This is a genomic window from Brucella rhizosphaerae (genome assembly GCF_002252475.1).
GTDB lineage: Bacteria > Pseudomonadota > Alphaproteobacteria > Rhizobiales > Rhizobiaceae > Brucella > Brucella rhizosphaerae.
This window is the reverse complement of sequence record NZ_NNRK01000029.1, coordinates 20,693-37,459: the sequence shown is the minus strand read 5'-3', so window position 1 is coordinate 37,459 and position 16,767 is coordinate 20,693. Positions and strand designations below refer to the sequence as shown.

Below are 16,767 nucleotides of genomic sequence, written 5' to 3'. Positions count from 1 at the left end.
TCCGCTCTCGTCAGGGAAGGGCGTTCAAAATAAACGCAGCCTCGTCAATGGTGATATTTGAGGCCAATAGCTGCCCGAAACGTGACGGTCCAGCGCTGTCTTGAGAAAAGAGATCATAATACCCTTCTGAACGCGCCAGAAGCGTGTTTGGCAGGGGAGAAAGCGCTGCGCAGGATTTGGCGCATCCCGTAACATGGACCTGCTTGTTGCCGACTATAAGCGCGTCTGCGAGTTGTTGAGCATCGGCTAAAGTGTCGGAGAAGGCGGAAGCACAGCCAGAGGAACCAGAACAGGCTCGAAGTCGCGCATTGGACGTGTCTGGTGTGATTGCCAAACCCAGTCTGTTTAATGCGCCTTTAACCCGATTGCAGTCCGCTTGTTTGATGTTTGGCAAAAGAACGCTTTGCCATGGTGTGAGGCGAATTTCTCCGCCATTCAAATTCTCGGCGATCCGAGCCAGCTCAATCAGTTGCTCGCTCTGCAATCTTCCGAGTAGCGGCATGCCGCCTATATAAAATCGTCTGTCATTTTGCGAATGCGTCCCCAGCCATGAAAAGGCTTTTGGTAGCTTTCGTTGCCAAGCCGGCGCTGGAGAGAGTTTAAAAGACAGCTCTCGCAGGAACTGATCTTGCGACAAGGTTTCAAAAAGGTGCTTCATCCGTGTTATCCCAGTGCCCGCATGGCGCTGAAACAGATCAAGCAGAGCTTTGATCAATGAAAGTGCTTCTGTTTGCTTGATCAGGCCAATAGGCGCTGTATCTGGCGATGAAGCCAGACCGAACACGTAATGGGCACCATCGCCCATTGCCGAGAACCAAATATCGCCCGAATGCGAGATCATGGCGCAATCTTCGCCGCCATCAATCTGGAACGAAAACTTCGGTGATAGCGCGTGATACTTTTCCGTGCTCTCAAGCAACGCCAACAATGCGGTTGCAAAACTGGAAGTGTCGGCAAGCTGTGTCTGGTCGATTGATGCGGTGGGGCTAACCATCACGTTGCGAATGTCATCGGCAGACGGATTATCTGCACCGAAGCCTGCATCAAAGAGTGCTGTTACCGCTTTGTCCCAATTAGCAGGCGTGATGCCGCGTAGCTGGACGTTGGAGCGGATCGAAAGCTCGATTGTGCTGTTGCCGAACTCTGTAGCAATTTCGGCCAAAGCTCTTGCTTCGGGGGCGTTGAGCCGTCCTAAAGGTAGCTTGACCCGAGCGATCGCCCCGTCTTTAGCCATCACCATGCGTGAGAGGCCGGGACAGGCATTGCGCCTGTCAGCTCTCAAGGGCAGGGTTGTGACGGTTTGCTGGCTTAACATGACGGGTCTTATACGCCTTACTGCTTGCTCTTGCTACTGTACCACCATACGAACGGGGAAAAGGAGCAATGCTTATGAGCTGCTGGCTTACAGTTATCGGTATTGGCGAAGATGGCCTTTCAGGGCTGGGCGATACAGCCCGAAAAGCGATTGCCAATGCCGCTGTTGTTTTTGGCGGTAAACGGCATCTGGAATTTCTGGATACGAGTGTAAAAGCAGAGCGTATTGCCTGGCCATCACCTTTTGAAGAAGCATTTGCGATGCTTGAGGCTCTGCGTGGCAAGCCGGTCGTCGTGTTGGCGAGTGGCGATCCTATGAATTACGGCATGGGGGCATCGCTGGCGCGGCGATTTTCTGCCGATGACATGCTGGTCGTGCCTTTCCCTTCTTCTTTCTCGTTGGCTGCGGCGCGTCTTGGCTGGCCATTGCAAGATGTGCGTTGTTTAAGTGCTCATGGTCGCCCATTGGAATTGCTGGCGTCGCATATTCTGCCGGGTGAGCGCCTGCTTATTTTGAGCTGGGATGGAAACACACCACAAAAGGTGGCTCAAATGCTGAAGGACAAAGGATATGCTCAAAGCCGTATGACGGTTCTGGAACATCTTGGCGGACCACTCGAGCGCTGCGTTGATGATGTGGCTGAAAATTTCAACCAGCAAGATCATGCCGATCTCAATGTTTTGGCGATTGAGTGCATTGTCTCGCCGGATGTGACTGCCTTTTCGCCGGTGGCGGGACTGCCCGATGAGGCTTTTGAAAATGATGGACAAATTACCAAGCGGGATATCCGCGCAGTTACACTGTCGCGGTTGCAGCCGTTGCCACGTCAACTTCTTTGGGATGTTGGAGCGGGATGCGGTTCAATCGCTATTGAGTGGATGCGTGTCCATCCGTCATGCCGGGCGATTGCCATTGAAGCTCACGACAAGCGGCAAGGTATGATTGAGCGCAATGCTGGGGCTCTCGGCGTGCCGGGGTTAAGCGTAGTGAAAGGTGGAGCACCTTCAGCCCTGATCGGACTTGAAGCGCCTGATGCAATTTTCATCGGTGGTGGCGTGACAGATGAAGGTGTGCTTGAAACCTGTTGGAATGCGCTGAAGCCCGGCGGACGTCTGGTTGCCAATGCGGTGACATTACAAAGTGAGATGCAGCTTTTTAACTGGCACCAAAGGCACGGCGGTGAGCTCACGCGCCTCCAAGTGGCACACGCAGCTGCTCTTGGTTCTTTTGATGCCTGGCGTCAGGCATTGCCCATCACGATTTATTCCGTCGTCAAAGCAAAATGATGACTTGAATCCTCATGTTATATTCAGGTATGGCTTTCTCACCTTTTATATATAGGAGAACAGGCATGTCTGAATTGGGCCTGAACGCCAATACCCGTATTGCACTCGACAACCCTGGTCGCATTGTCAATCAACTGCTGGACCATTTTGTCGAGCATGCTGATGTACATAGGCTGGAAAGCAGCGCGAAGCTGGTTCTTAGTTTCGGTCAGGCTGATGTTCAGTGGGATGACCAAGCCGTCAATTTTGACGTGAAGAGCGGTGATGAAACCGGTCTCGCCTACATGAAATATTCTATTGCCGAGCATGTGCTGGAGTTTCTGGAAAAAGGAAGCGCCAAGCCTAAGATCATCTGGGAAGGCGATGGCGCGGCAGGTGTTCCGCTGCCTTACTTCCGAGAAATGCAGGTTGTTGCCGTGTCAAATGTCACGCCGCATATGCGTCGCGTGCGTTTGAAAGGCGATGACCTTGCCCGCTTCTCACATACTGGTCTGCATATTCGCTTGTTGTTTCCACCAAAGGACCTTGCCCAACCGCAATGGCCTGTAACTGGTGAAGATGGTCGTCCGGTCTGGCCGGATGGTGATGCCAAGCTTGCGACGCGCGTTTACACGATCCGCCAGATCGATGTCGATGCTGGCTGGGCCGATATCGACATGGTTGTTCATGGCGATGATTGCGATGCCCCAGGCTCTGGCTGGGCCATTAGCGCCAAGCCGGGCGATATCGTCGGTATGACAGGCCCTGGCGGCGGTGATGCTGGTGATGCGAACTGGTATTTGCTGGCTGGCGACGAAACAGCGCTTCCGGCAATTGGACGTATTCTGGAGAGGCTTCCGGAAGGCACCAGGGCGGTCGTTCGAGTGGAAATCGACAGCGAAGCCGAAGAACAGCTTATCCAGTCACGCGCTGATGTGGATTTGCAATGGCTGCACCGCAAAGGTGCGGAGGCTGGAACAACGACGCTTTTGCAGGATGCGGTTCGCGCTGTGGATTTGCCTGAAGGTGAAGATAATATCTATGTCTGGGCTGCTTGCGAATTTAATGCATTCCGTTCAATCCGCACCTATGTGCGCAAAGAGCGAAATATCCCGAAGGACAAGCAACTGATTGTCGCTTATTGGCGGCGTGGTCAGGATGGCGACAATGCGCGCCGCGGCTCGGATGATTAATAAAAAAGGGGACCTTTCGGTCCCCTTTTTTAACGCCTGAAGCCTTCACTGGCTCGCATCAGGTTCTTCGTATAATCGGCCTTAATATTGCCGCTTACCAGTTCAGATGCCTCAAGCTGCTCCACGACTTCACCGTTGCGCATTACGGCAAGACGGTCACACATATGGGTGATGACAGCCAGATCATGACTGACCATCACGAAAGTCAGCTGGCGATCACGGCGCACCTGCTCAAGCAGGTTCAACACTTCCGCTTGAACGGAAGCATCAAGTGCTGAGGTCGGTTCATCAAGAAGCAGGATGCTTGGCTCGACAATCAACGCGCGCGCAATAGCGATACGCTGACGCTGACCGCCTGAGAGCTGATGTGGATAGCGGAAGCGAAAGCCTGAACCCAAGCCCACTTCATCCAAAGCACGGACAATACGCTTTTCGCTGTCTTCCACGCCATGAATGGCGAGTGGCTCGAGCAAAAGACGGTCTACTGTCTGGCGTGGGTGAAGGGAGCCATACGGGTCCTGAAACACCATCTGCACCCTGCGGTAAAACGCCTTGTCACGCGGTGTCTTGAGCATGTTGCCATCAATGCGGACTTCGCCGTCATCGATGGGTGCAAGGCCTGCCACTGCGCGCAACAGGGTAGATTTTCCCGAGCCGGATTCACCGACGAGCCCGTAGGATTCCCCGCGTGCAACATCAATGCTGACTGATTTCAATGCATGGAAATGATCGAAAAATACATCGACCTTATCAATGCTAAGTGCTGATGCCGTGCTCATAAGCGCCATGCCTCCTGACGCTGCAAGGTGGGCAGGGGATGTTGATCCGCTCCGATCTTGGGCATGCAATTGAGCAGTCCTTGCGTATACGGGTGTTTCGCGTTGGCGAGATCGCTTGCTGCAATCTCTTCAACGATCTTGCCTGCATACATGACAATGACGCGGTCGCAGAAGGACGACACAAGACGCAGATCGTGGCTGATGAAGATCAGTCCCATGCCGCGTTCAGCCACCAGCTTGTCGAGAATACCAAGCACCTCAAGCTGAACCGTCACGTCGAGTGCTGATGTCGGTTCATCGGCAATCAACAATTCAGGTTCTGCAACGAGCATCATGGCGATCATGACTCGTTGCCCCATGCCGCCCGAAACTTCATGCGGATAGAGTTTCATAACGCGTTCAGCATCGCGAATTTGCACAGCTTCAAGCATCGAAATCGAACGCTTGCGGATTTCAGAACTGCTGTATTTGCCGTGGGCTTTAAGCGTCTCAGCAACTTGCTTGCCGATGGTCATGACCGGATTGAGCGAGTATTTGGGGTCCTGAAGCACCATGGCAACGCGACCGCCGCGCAGTGCGCGCCGTTCACGATCAGAGATGTCCAGCAGGTCGATACCATCAAACTGCAATGTTTTCGCGGTGATCTGCGCGTGTGGAGGTGTGAGCCCCATGATCGCACGCCCGGTCTGAGATTTTCCTGAACCAGATTCACCCACAATGCCCAAACGTTCGCGGCCAAGCGTAAAGCTTACACCGCGTACGGCTTCAATCGCTCCGGTACGCGTGGGGAAGGTGACGCGCAGGTCATCAACTGTCAGAAGTGGCTTCATTGGTTGTTACCCCGCGGATCGAGCGCATCGCGCAGACCGTCACCGAGGAAGTTGAAGCCAAGGCTGACGATGAGGATCGCTATACCCGGCATGGCAGCAACCCACCACTGGTCGAGGATGAAGCGGCGACCCGATGCAATCATCGCACCCCATTCTGGCAATGGCGGCTGGGCGCCCAACCCAAGAAAGCCGAGGCCTGCCGCAGTCAGGATGATGCCTGCCATATCAAGCGTTACACGAACGATCAGCGATGAGGTGCAGAGCGGCATGATGTGACGAAGAACGATGCGGAAAGGCGAAGCTCCCATCAGACGAACGGCGGAAATATAATCGGAATTCCGCACGGTCAGCGTTTCAGCACGAGCAATACGCGCATAAGGCGGCCATGAGGTGATCGCGATTGCAATGATGGCGTTTTCGATGCCCGGTCCCAAAGCTGCAACGAAGGCGAGCGCCAGAATAAGCTTGGGGAAGGCAAGGAAAATATCGGTAATGCGCATCAGGACGGCATCGACCCATCCGCCTGCATAGCCTGCAACCGTACCGACCAAAAGACCGATAGGCGCTGCAATGACTGCGACGAGCAACACCACATAAAGCGTGATACGAGAACCAAAAATCAGGCGTGAGAGAATATCACGTCCCTGATCGTCAGTACCCAGCAGATAGCCCGGTGTGCCGGGCGGCAGAAGGCGCGCATTTGCGAGATCGCCTTGTGTCGGTGAATGCGGTGCGAGCACATTTGCAAACGCTGCGACCAGCACCAGCGCGATGATAATCATCAGGCCGATTACCGCGAGTTTATTCGCGGTAAACCGACGCCAGATCATGTAGGAGCGGCCCATGCGGGCCTGCATGCGGGATTGTGGACGCTCTGAAAGCAGCCATTCGCGCCATGAAAGATTTGAAGTGTCTGTCATTTGACTCATCTTACGCGCGTCCTCGGATCAAGGAGCCGATACAGGAGATCGGACACAAGGTTGAGCGCGATAAAGACCGACCCGATGATAATCGTACCACCCAGAACGGCATTCATATCGGCATTTTGCAGCGAGTTGGTGATGTAAAGACCAAGGCCCGGCCATGCAAAGATGGTTTCGGTCAGAACCGAACCTTCAAGCAAGCCTGCATAGGAAAGCACAATCACCGTCACCAGTGGTACAGCCGCATTGCGCAAGGCGTGACCCCAGATGATACGTGTTTCAGAAATGCCCTTGGCACGGGCTGCAACGATATATTCCTGCTCCAGTTCGTTGAGCATGAAAGAGCGCGTCATCCGGCTGATATAGGCCAGCGAGAAATAGCCAAGCAGTGCCGAAGGCAGAACAAGGTGCGAGACAATGTTGCGCAAGGCTTCCCAGTCGCGCTGAAGGATGGCGTCGATTACGTAAAATCCGGTGATTGGCGTGAACGTATATTCAAAGGTTATGTCGATACGACCGGGGCCGGATGTCCAGCCCAGACGGGCATAGAAAATCAGCAAGGCCAGCATGCCGAGCCAGAAAATCGGTACCGAATAGCCGACGAGACCGATGATACGCACCACCTGATCGATGATGCTGCCGCGCTTGACTGCCGCCAGAACACCCAGCGGAATGCCGAAAAGCGCGCCGATGATCGTGCCAATGGTTGCAAGCTCCATGGTCGCGGGGAAAACACGACGAATGTCGGTCATGACCGGGTTTGTGGTCAGAACAGATGTTCCGAAATCGCCTAGTAATACACCTTTAACATAGAGGTAAAACTGCTGGTAGTAGGGCAGGTTGAAGCCCATCTCCTGACGCACACGTTCAACGACATGCGCAGGTGCACGGTCGCCGACGATTGCCAGAACAGGATCAATCGGGACAACGCGCCCGATGAAGAATGTCACTGCCAGAAGGCCAAGATAAGTGGTTGCTACGATCACCAGAAAGCTGGCGATTGCTGCTATAAGGGTTGAGGAGCGCCTTTTGGCGCTCCTCGGCTTGGTAATGGTATTTCCGGTTGTACTCAATGCTTTGACCGTTCTTCAGATCAGTCTTTGCTGACTGGTGCAAGATAGTTGGAATCGAAGGTTGGTCCGAGCTTGAAGCCCTTCACTGTACCCGCGACGCCTGCCACTTCGACCTGCTGGAACAGCATGACAAATGGGCTCTGGTCGAGCGCTTCCTGCTGCAGCTTCTTGTATTCATCTGCACGCTTGTCGCCGTCACGTTCCAGCAAAGCAGCTTGCGTCTGCTGTGTAAGTTCTGGAATTGCCCAGGCATTACGCCATGCAAGCGTCTTGTTGGATGCATCGTCGCCGTTATCCGGGTTGGATGTGAACGCTTCGGCATTCGAGTTTGGATCCCAGTAATCCATGCCCCACTGGCCGATATAGAGATCATGGTTACGAGCACGATACTTGGTAAGTGTCTGCTTACCATCACCTGGAATGATGCTGATGTTGATGCCAGCCTTGGCAGCGGACTGCTGGAAGGATTCGGCAATGCCGGTGACAGGCTGTGTGTTGCGAACGTCGAAGGTGATTGACAGACCGTCCTTGAGACCAGCCTTCGCCAGCAGTTCCTTGGCCTTGTCGATATCCAGCTTGTATGGATTGGCATCCAGCGAACCAAGTACGCCCTTCGCCTGATAGGTCTGGCGAACTTCGCCGATACCCTTGATCAGGGTTGCGCCGATCGCGTCGTAATCAATGAGATACTTGAATGCTTCGCGAACTTCTGGCTTGGCTAGTTCCGCGTTCTTCTGGTTAAGCGAGATGTAGTAGACCGTACCCTTTGGCGCGTTGACGGTCTGCAGCTTGTCGTTCTTCTGAACGGCTTCATAATCGCCTGGTTCCAGATTACGTGCCACGTCCACATCACCCGATTCGAGCATCAGACGCTGCGTCGCGCTTTCCTTGACGTGACGATAGAATACGCGCGCGAGCTTGGCCTTTTCGCCATAGTAATTGTCATTACGCTCCAGAACCACGACTTCATTGGCGCGCCAGTCGCGGATCTTGAACGGGCCGGAACCTGCATAGCCGGTTTTCAGCCATGCGTTGCCATAATCGGTGTCGTATTTGTAATCTTCCGATGGCGTGACTTTCGCAGCATGTTCTTCGAGCAGCTTCTTGTCGACAATCGAGCCAACGGTGGCGGTCAGACAGTTGAGCACGAAGCTTGGCGCATAAGGCTTGTCGACAGTGAGAACAAAGGTCGTTTCATCAACGGCCTTGGCCTTTTCCGTAACGTTTTCGCCCGTGAGGCCAAACTGGGTGAGGATGAAAGCAGGCGCCTTGTCGAGACGAACACCGCGTTCAAACGTATAGGCGACATCAGCTGCGGTAAGCGGATTGCCGGACGCGAATTTGGCATCCTTGCGCAGCTTGAATGTGTAAGTCAGACCATCATCTGAAACAGTCCAGCTTTCTGCGGCGGCGGGAATGACCTTCGATGTATCGCTGATGTCCAGCTGAATGAGACGGTCATACGCATTGCCGAGAACTTCAGCAGGGCTGATTTCAAAGGATTCTGCCGGATCAAGCGTGATAATGTCGTCGATGGCCCATGCTTCGACCAGCGTGTCGGCAGGTGTTGCCGACAATGCTGGATTTGCGGCCATAACGGCAGCAAGAGCTGCACCGGCTGCAAGAATACGAAAACGTCCGAAATGCATCATTTTAGTTCCCTTTCAGTGATTTTATTATTGGGAGTTTGTACGGCCTGTCAGGCGGCTTCGTGCCAAGCCTGCTTCAGGACCCGTATCCAGTTTTCACGGCAAAGTTTCGCAAGTTCTTCCTCACTATAACCTGCGTTCCGTAGAGCGGTGACGAGATTCTGTGTGCCAGCTGCATCACCGATTTCATTCGGAATGGTCGCGCCGTCGTAGTCGGAGCCAAGCGCTACGCAGTCGATACCCATGCGCTCGACCATATAGTCAACATGGCGAACCATATCGGAGAGCGGTGTGTTGGCGTTTTCTTTGCCATCGCTGCGCAGCATGGTGGTTGCATAATTGAGGCCAGCAAGGCCTTTGCGCTCGCTGATTGCATCAAGCTGACGGTCTGTCAGATTGCGCGCGACGGGGGTGAGTGCATGAGCGTTTGAATGGCTGGCGATCAATGGCTGATCGCTCAGTTCCGCAACGTCCCAGAAACCTTTTTCCGTAATATGTGCAAGATCGATCAGAATGCCTTTGCGATTGCATGCCTTGACGAGCCGTTTGCCAGCTTCTGTAAGGCCTGGGCCGGTATCAGGGCTCATTGGATATGCAAATGGCACACCATGGGCAAAAATGTTGTTCCGGCTCCAGACAGGGCCCAGCGAACGCAGACCGGCAGCGTAGAACACGTCCAGCGCTGCGAGATCAGCATCGATAGCTTCACAGCCTTCCATATGAAGAACGGCTGCAAATGTGTCGCTGTTCAGCGCTTCATCGAGGTCTTTGCCGTTTCTGCAAAGCTTCCAACCACCAGCTTCTTCAAGGCGCAATGCCAGGGAGGCGAATTCCAGTGCGATGTCGAGCGACGGTGCGCGCTCCAGCGGCTGCGAAAGCGGCGTTTCGTAATGGCCATTTTCATTGGCCTTGCCGAGTTCGATATGATGGCCTGCTGGAATGTAAATTGCGCAAATACCGCCTGCCAGCCCGCCCTTTAGTGACCGGGGCAGATCGATGTGACCTATTTTCGTACCGCCGATGAATTCTTTTATCGGGTCGCCGCCATTGCGTTGGTTTTCCCAAAGACGCAGTAGGACATCGTTGTGTCCGTCGAAAACGCGCTGCATTATACATTCCTAGCTGAACGGCTGGCTATGCCTTGACGCCCAATTGAAAGCCCGTTCGCAATAGGGTGTCAACGCAAACGAAACTCAATTCAGAATTGCGGATGTTGAGCGCCCCACTCGAACTCGTGATATATAAGATGTTGCCCGCTAATGGAGTCAAGCTCTCTGCTGTCGAAGCTGATGTTTCTCAATTTGGAAACGGTGCAAAAACAAAAGGCTGCACATTGAGTGCAGCCTTTTATGCAAAAATTGCATGTACCAATGCGCAATTGGAATGAACTGCGCCCGGAATAGATCAGAAGCGGTAGTTAACGCCTGCCTTGATCGAATGATTCTTCAGGTTATTGTACTGCGTAACGCCGTTTACTTTGGATTTAACATCGCTGAAGCGTTGGAAATCATATTCGGCCTTGACTGAGATCGGGCCGGAAATTGCCTGCTCTACACCTGCGCCAATCAGTGCGCCACCTTCCCAGCCGGGAGCGGAAGTGGTTGCATCCTTGGCCTTGAATTTGGTTACGCCATAACCCGCGGTACCATAAACAAGGGTCTTGTCAAAAGCATAGCCGACCTTGCCTTTTGCATTGCCGTTCCACGACTGCTGAAGGCTGCCACCGTTACCGATACGGTGTTCGGCCTCTGCGAAGTTGCCTTCCAGCTCACCACCGAAAACAACATTGCCGCTCTGCATGTTCTTACCCACGACCGCGCCGCCGAGGAAGCCGGTGCGGTTGGTGAATGGACCAGGAACTCTGGACGAAGAAGCGCCGATCTGAGCACCGATATAATTGCCAGACCAGTCGTGTGGGCCTGATGCAACGGGTTCGTTATAGGTGTAGTCGGATCCGCCCATCATGTCGGCCGCAAAGGAAGGACCAGCAAAGGCGACAATTGCGGCACCGAACGCCGCGGCGATGTATGAACGCTTCAACATTTTTACTCCAGTTTTCCTGTCAAATACGCTGGCAGGAAATATGCTTGAATTCTTATTTGAGGGGGCGACTTGGCTAGCCCTCAAGCTGTTTGCTTCGTCGCTTGTGATTGTGTCTAAATTTAAGAAAATTCGAGCTAATTCGTAGGGATAAACCTGCGTTTTCGTTCATATGCTTAATAAAAGGTAACGATCGATAGGTCAGAATTCAGAGCGAAATGCGCTCTGATTATTTATTTTCACACTTTTCGGGATGCGCTCTAAATCAGTTTCAGCCCGCGCATACTGATATGGCCGTGTTTACCGACAATGATGTGATCGTGCACAGCAATGCTTAGCGCTTTGGCAGCATCGATCAGAAGTTTGGTCATGTCGATATCGGCTCTGGATGGCGTGGGGTCACCTGACGGGTGGTTGTGCACGACAATGATAGCGGTGGCAGAAAGCTCCAGCGCTCGGCGCACGACTTCACGCGGATAAACCGGTGTGTGATCGACCGTACCTTGTTGCTGAACTTCATCCGCGATGAGGCGGTTTTTCTTATCAAGAAACAGCACGCGGAATTGCTCGCGTGTCTCATAAGCCATTGCGGTTGTGCAGTATTGTACAACCTGGCTCCAAGAGCCAAGCACTTCACGCTCCATCACCGTGCTGCGGGCGGAGCGTTTTGCCATAGCTTCAACGATTTTGATTTCAAGCGCTATGGAGGGGCCTATTCCGGGTGTTTCGGCGAGCAGCTTTTCAGGGGCGCCCAGAACCTCTGCAAGAGAACCGAAGCGTGTGAGCAGAGATTTTGCGAGCGGTTTTGTATCTGCTCGCGGGATGACCCGGAAAAGCAAGAGTTCGAGCAGTTCATAATCAGCAAGCGCATCGGGCGCGGCTTTAAAGCGTTGGCGCAGCCGTTCGCGATGCCCCATATGGTGGGGCTTCTCAAGTTGAGCCGCTAAATGAATACCTTCATTAAAGCCGGGAAGATCAAAACTTCCCGGTTTTTTATCTTTTGGTGCCATTCTGTTTGACCCCCCGTAGAAACAGACAGACAAAATATGCCCGCTTTTACCGCATGGATGGCGGGCCGAAAACATTATTTGGTGACAGTGTGAAGATTTCACAGCCATCTTTGGTTACGCCGACAGTATGCTCATATTGAGCGGTGAGCGATCGGTCGCGTGTAACTGCGGTCCAGCCATCGGCCAGAACCTTTACACCTGGCTTACCGAGATTGATCATTGGCTCGATCGTAAAGATCATGCCTTCCTTGATCTCAACGCCTTCACTGACTGTGCCGTAATGCAGGATATTCGGCGCATCGTGGAAAAGTTGGCCCACACCATGGCCGCAGAAGTCGCGGACAACTGAACAGCGTTCGCCTTCTGCATAGGTCTGGATTGCAGCGCCAATCGCGCCGGTTTTGGCACCAGGTTTAACCGCAGCAATACCGCGCAGAAGGCTTTCATAGGTTACTTCGAGCAGACGTTCAGCGGCACGTTTGATTTCGCCTACTGAATACATACGGCTTGAGTCGCCATGCCAGCCATCCAGCAGATAGGTGACGTCGATATTGACGATGTCGCCTTCGCGAAGCGGCTTGTCATCCGGGATGCCGTGGCAGACCACATGATTGATCGATGTGCAGGTTGATTTGGTATAGCCGCGATAGTTCAGCGTTGCTGGAAATGCGCCGTGATCCATACCGAATTCAAACACGAAGCGGTCAATTTCGTTGGTCGTAACACCGGGTTTGACAATGTCATTGAGTGCGTCGAGACAACGGGCCGTAAGATTGCAAACCTTGCGCATGCCTTCAAATGCATCAGGGCCGTAAAGCCTGATCTGGCCCGTATATTTCATCGGGGCGCTTGTTGCTTCGATATAAGTCACCATCTCGATCCGTCTTTCCAGAGCGCATTTCGATCAATCCAGATCCAATCCGCACTCTATCGTTTAATTTAACGCGCTTCTTATCCTGAAAATCGTTTCACACTTTTCGGGCCGCGCTCTAATATTCTATTGGCACCAGAGTTTCAGCGTCGATGCCATTTGCTGTTATTTGGCATCGAATGGCCCAAGCCTCAACCCCGGCGGCTCGTGCGCGATCAAATGCGCGTGCATAAGTCGGATCGAGATCGCCCGAGATGCTGAATCGGTTGCAATCGTTTCGCTGGATAATAAACACCATCACGCCCCGATGGCCAGCGGATACCACATCGACCAGTTCGTCGAGATGTTTCGCGCCGCGCGCAGTAACGGTATCGGGAAATTCAGCAAGGGTCGGCGTGCGAATGAAGTGAACATTCTTCACTTCCACGTAAGCACGGGGCCGATCTCCATCATCCAGCAGAATATCAATACGCGAGTTGCGACCGTACTTCTGTTCGCGCTTGAGAAGCCCGTAATTTTTCAAGTCGGGAATCATGCCGGCCAGAATGGCTTCTTCTGCAATCTTGTTGGGCAGGCCCGTATTGACTCCAACGAGTGTGTTGTCAGCTTCAACGATCTGGAGCGTATGTGGATATTTGCGGTGAGGGGCGTCAGAGATGCTCAACCACACACGGGAGCCGGGAGCAGTCAGGCCCATCATGGAGCCGGTATTGGGAACGGAGGCGGTAATAAAGCCTCCATCGTCGAGCGTAATGTCGGCGAGAAACCTTTTATAGCGCCGCTCCAGGCGACCGGTGACAAGGGGAGTTGGGAAAAGCATGAGCCGATGTAGGCTCATGAATGCGCCGTTGCAAGTATGTTGAGCAGATGGATCAGAACAGAATCTTTGCCACGTCCACCCAGCTCATATCTGCACCAAGGACGAGCATTGCCGCAATAAGACCAGCACTGAGCAAAGTAAGCGTCGTTCTCGTTTCACTGGTCATCGTCATCGCCACCAAATCATTTGTGAGTGGTGGAGAATTTCGCGTGAGATTTAGCCCGCAATGTGATGCGAAGAAGGTTATTCGAGGCATTTCGCGGGCAATTTTTCAGAGGAACAGATACGTGCAACTGGAGCGCATCCCGAAAAGTGTGAAGTGGTTTTCGGAAACGATGCGCGTAAAAACAAACAATTGGAGCGCCGATCTGATTAAATCAGATCGAAAAGCGCTTTAGCGCCTATTGCTTCACCCAATTGAAAACCAGCTCTTCGCGGAATGCAAAGCGCACGATGTGGCTTGCAACAACATCTTCCATCTGTGCGAGGTTTTCTGCAGGTGCTTCAACTGTCGTTACCAGGTTTTCTGGATTTGCATCCATCAACACAACGCGATTCTCGCCAAGATCGATTCGACCATGCTCCGGCGTGAACTCGACGGTGAACTTGTGCGCCCAATGTTTGCAAAGCTGTTGCAAATAGCGGCTGGCGTGTGTGGTTGGTACGATTGCGGTGGTTTTTGCCATAATCTTGCTGTCCAATTTCAAGTTTTACGGACAGTGCGTAACATTGCTTCGAAAGCGATGTCACGGAACAAAATATCAATTCTTCGGGAGAAAAACAAAAACCAGCAAATGGTACGCCCAAGGGGAATCGAACCCCTGTCTGCGCCGTGAAAGGGCGCTGTCCTAACCGCTAGACGATGGGCGCCTGTTGCTGGTGTGGGTCGGCTTATAGGCAGGAAAATTCTGACGCGCAAGCCCTTTTTTAGAAAAATCCAAGAAAATTTTGCCTCTGCGGTTCAGGCGAGGTTTCCTGTGAAAACAAAGGGATAGGTGAGCCGGTCAAAGGCGGTCATTCCAAAGTTCACGCGTGAAGCCTCACAGCAGGTGATCTCGCTATTACATGTTATCGATAGTGTCTTTGGAAAATAAATACCAGCAAATGGTACGCCCAAGGGGAATCGAACCCCTGTCTGCGCCGTGAAAGGGCGCTGTCCTAACCGCTAGACGATGGGCGCCTGTTGCTGGTGTGAGTGGGCTTATATTCAGGAAGAACCTGACTCGCAAGCCTTTAATATAACTTTTCTAAAAAAAACTCGGTTAAGGCTGTTTTTGCGCATATCCGCGCTGTGAATAAAGCCGTTATCTCTTTGAAAAATAACAAAAATCCGCGCTCCTATGCCCGGCTTAATGATGCAGATTATTTCCGGCAACTCCAATTCCAGTCGCGTTCCGGGCCCACGTCCACATGAACTGATGTGGTATGGCAATAGGTGCCTACGCCGCCACGGCTTTGCATGCTTCTGGCGAAGCGGGCGATTTCATGCTTTGAAACGCCATCGATCTGAATGTCTGCTGCGGCACAAATCATATGAAGTGATTTGCGGGCACCGTTGACCTTGCGGTTATAGGATGGACTGCGGTAGCCCGATGTCACCATGACCGGCTTGCGGAAGTGGCGTTCCATGGTTTTCAACATGCTGACAAGCTGCGGCTTGAGGCAGGCAACATCTACAGTCTCGCGCTGAACCTTCAGGCCGTTAGGCGCAAGACGCGCGAGGCCGGGGGCCGATGCCAGCTGGACGCCAGCGTAATCATCATATTCGTTGGCATCAATATCGCTGTCATCATAGATGCTTTTGCGATGCTTGATTTCGAAACCACCATTGGGGCGTACGCCAGGCAACGAATAATTATATTCTTGCTTCGATTTCGCGCCGGGCCGCACAACAGCTAGCTTCTTATTCTGTGAGGTGCCCGAACCGCTTGCAGCTTCATCGTTGAAGAGGCGTGCGATGCTGCCCTGACCGGCGGTTGTGGGGCGCTGCGGCGAGGCATATGCGTTGGCATTTTTGGTAGAGCCGAAAAGAGATGTGACCTGAACAGGTTTTTCTGGTTCTGCAGGTTTTGGCGCTTCGGCCTGTTTGGCTTCGGGTGTTTCAGGCTTTGCTTCAGCCGCTGCTGTCGCTTCTTCTTTGGGTTGTTCGGTCTTCGCGGCTTCTGTTTGTTCAGATGCAGGCGCTAAAGCCGCAGGAGATTCGCCCGGCTTTTTGCCAAACATACCAAACAGAGACGTAGACTTCGTCTGCGGGGCGAGGGCTGCTACCTGAATGGAGCCATCCTGTGCCGGTGCGGCTTCAGTTGCTGCCGCAGTGACCGTTGCTGGCTTCTGATCTTTGTCGGCAGACTTCGTTTCTGCAACGGCGGCTGGCTTTGCTGCCTCAGTTTTTCCTGATTCCGCAGCTGCTTCGGCAGCAATGGTTTGATCGGCCGCGCTTTGCAGCGTGTCGGCAATCATGGACCCATCGGCGCTGTTCGTCATTTGTAAAGGCGACGTGCCGTTGCCGGTAGATGTACAAGACGACAAAACGAGCGCAAGGAGGGCTACGCTACCTGAAAGTAGTCTTCTGGCTGTCCGATGCGATGGTTCTGCGAATTTCAATGTCTGCTCCAGATCGACGTCTTAGCTTTGTGGCCTTCAAGTCTGACGAGCGGAAAAAAATCCGTGCCCGCCTGATTTCGGGAGATTGGCTCTCCCGTGTGAGTCTCGCTCAATCATTCGATGGCGAATTTACTCACAGAAACCGGTCATCTGGACCGGGGTAGATAAACCAAGAGTTTCAGCGCTTTATAACGAATACATCACATCTGTAATCGCATTGAAGCGTGAAGGTACAAATCACCGAATGGACATTTGTAACCAATTTTTAGGGTTTTTAACTGCCAAACGCAACTATTGAAAGCACTATGTGTTTTATGGTGGCATAAATTACACGCGCATTACAGCAATATAACGCAATATTACTATCTGTAATTTTTGGTTATACTTGTGGCTGA

The 16,767-nt window shown here is 52.9% G+C and carries 15 protein-coding genes and 2 tRNA genes; 2 read left to right on the top strand and 15 right to left on the bottom strand.

The genetic code is table 11. The annotated features are described in order from the left end of the window. Window positions 1–10 precede the first annotated feature (10 nt). Window positions 11–1,315 (bottom strand): precorrin-3B synthase, encoded by a 1,305-nt coding sequence (gene cobG / locus CEV32_RS12915; protein ID WP_094577537.1) that lies wholly within the window; start codon window positions 1,313–1,315, stop codon window positions 11–13. A 74-nt stretch (window positions 1,316–1,389) separates the two neighbouring features. On the opposite strand from cobG, the gene cbiE reads away from it, so the two are divergent. Then, window positions 1,390–2,601 (top strand): precorrin-6y C5,15-methyltransferase (decarboxylating) subunit CbiE, encoded by a 1,212-nt coding sequence (cbiE, locus tag CEV32_RS12910; RefSeq protein WP_094577857.1) that lies wholly within the window; start codon window positions 1,390–1,392, stop codon window positions 2,599–2,601. A 65-nt stretch (window positions 2,602–2,666) separates the two neighbouring features. Further along, the gene (locus CEV32_RS12905) at window positions 2,667–3,773 is read left to right on the top strand and encodes a siderophore-interacting protein (protein ID WP_094577536.1); all 1,107 of its coding nucleotides are present in this window, start codon (window positions 2,667–2,669) and stop codon (window positions 3,771–3,773) included. Window positions 3,774–3,802: 29 nt separating this feature from the next. Here CEV32_RS12905 and CEV32_RS12900 read toward each other — a convergent pair whose 3' ends face one another. The 14 genes from CEV32_RS12900 to CEV32_RS12830 all read right to left on the bottom strand — a co-directional run bounded on the left by CEV32_RS12900 (window position 3,803) and on the right by CEV32_RS12830 (window position 16,372). Further along, window positions 3,803–4,552, bottom strand: a complete 750-nt coding sequence (locus CEV32_RS12900) for an ABC transporter ATP-binding protein (protein ID WP_094577856.1) — start codon at window positions 4,550–4,552, stop codon at window positions 3,803–3,805. After that, entirely contained in the window at window positions 4,549–5,382 is an 834-nt protein-coding gene (locus CEV32_RS12895) for an ABC transporter ATP-binding protein (protein ID WP_094577535.1), read from the bottom strand. The genes CEV32_RS12900 and CEV32_RS12895 overlap by 4 nt, the downstream gene beginning before the upstream one ends. Continuing rightward, entirely contained in the window at window positions 5,379–6,311 is a 933-nt protein-coding gene (locus tag CEV32_RS12890; protein WP_024898948.1) for an ABC transporter permease, read from the bottom strand. The genes CEV32_RS12895 and CEV32_RS12890 overlap by 4 nt, the downstream gene beginning before the upstream one ends. After that, window positions 6,308–7,357, bottom strand: coding sequence for an ABC transporter permease (locus CEV32_RS12885; RefSeq protein WP_094577855.1), 1,050 nt, complete (start codon window positions 7,355–7,357; stop codon window positions 6,308–6,310). The genes CEV32_RS12890 and CEV32_RS12885 overlap by 4 nt, the downstream gene beginning before the upstream one ends. A gap of 41 nt (window positions 7,358–7,398) precedes the next feature. Next, the gene (locus CEV32_RS12880) at window positions 7,399–9,030 is read right to left on the bottom strand and encodes an ABC transporter substrate-binding protein (RefSeq protein WP_094577534.1); all 1,632 of its coding nucleotides are present in this window, start codon (window positions 9,028–9,030) and stop codon (window positions 7,399–7,401) included. A gap of 47 nt (window positions 9,031–9,077) precedes the next feature. Then, complete coding sequence (locus tag CEV32_RS12875; protein ID WP_094577533.1) at window positions 9,078–10,136, bottom strand: dipeptidase; 1,059 nt, start codon at window positions 10,134–10,136, stop codon at window positions 9,078–9,080. A 295-nt stretch (window positions 10,137–10,431) separates the two neighbouring features. Beyond that, the gene (locus CEV32_RS12870; RefSeq protein ID WP_094577532.1) at window positions 10,432–11,070 is read right to left on the bottom strand and encodes an outer membrane protein; all 639 of its coding nucleotides are present in this window, start codon (window positions 11,068–11,070) and stop codon (window positions 10,432–10,434) included. A gap of 257 nt (window positions 11,071–11,327) precedes the next feature. Then, the gene (radC, locus tag CEV32_RS12865) at window positions 11,328–12,077 is read right to left on the bottom strand and encodes a RadC family protein (RefSeq protein WP_094577531.1); all 750 of its coding nucleotides are present in this window, start codon (window positions 12,075–12,077) and stop codon (window positions 11,328–11,330) included. Window positions 12,078–12,123: 46 nt separating this feature from the next. Beyond that, the gene (gene map / locus CEV32_RS12860; RefSeq protein ID WP_094577530.1) at window positions 12,124–12,951 is read right to left on the bottom strand and encodes a type I methionyl aminopeptidase; all 828 of its coding nucleotides are present in this window, start codon (window positions 12,949–12,951) and stop codon (window positions 12,124–12,126) included. Between the two features lie 115 nt (window positions 12,952–13,066). Further along, window positions 13,067–13,768: a DNA/RNA nuclease SfsA gene (sfsA, locus tag CEV32_RS12855; protein ID WP_094577529.1), complete on the bottom strand. Its 702-nt coding sequence runs from the start codon at window positions 13,766–13,768 to the stop codon at window positions 13,067–13,069. A 401-nt stretch (window positions 13,769–14,169) separates the two neighbouring features. Beyond that, window positions 14,170–14,454, bottom strand: a complete 285-nt coding sequence (locus CEV32_RS12845; protein WP_094577527.1) for a DUF2218 domain-containing protein — start codon at window positions 14,452–14,454, stop codon at window positions 14,170–14,172. 109 nt (window positions 14,455–14,563) lie between these two features. Next, window positions 14,564–14,638: transfer RNA gene (locus tag CEV32_RS12840), tRNA-Glu, on the bottom strand. Window positions 14,639–14,873: 235 nt separating this feature from the next. After that, a tRNA-Glu gene (locus tag CEV32_RS12835) sits at window positions 14,874–14,948 on the bottom strand. A 182-nt stretch (window positions 14,949–15,130) separates the two neighbouring features. Beyond that, window positions 15,131–16,372, bottom strand: a complete 1,242-nt coding sequence (locus tag CEV32_RS12830; protein WP_094577526.1) for a D-Ala-D-Ala carboxypeptidase family metallohydrolase — start codon at window positions 16,370–16,372, stop codon at window positions 15,131–15,133. Window positions 16,373–16,767 lie beyond the last annotated feature (395 nt).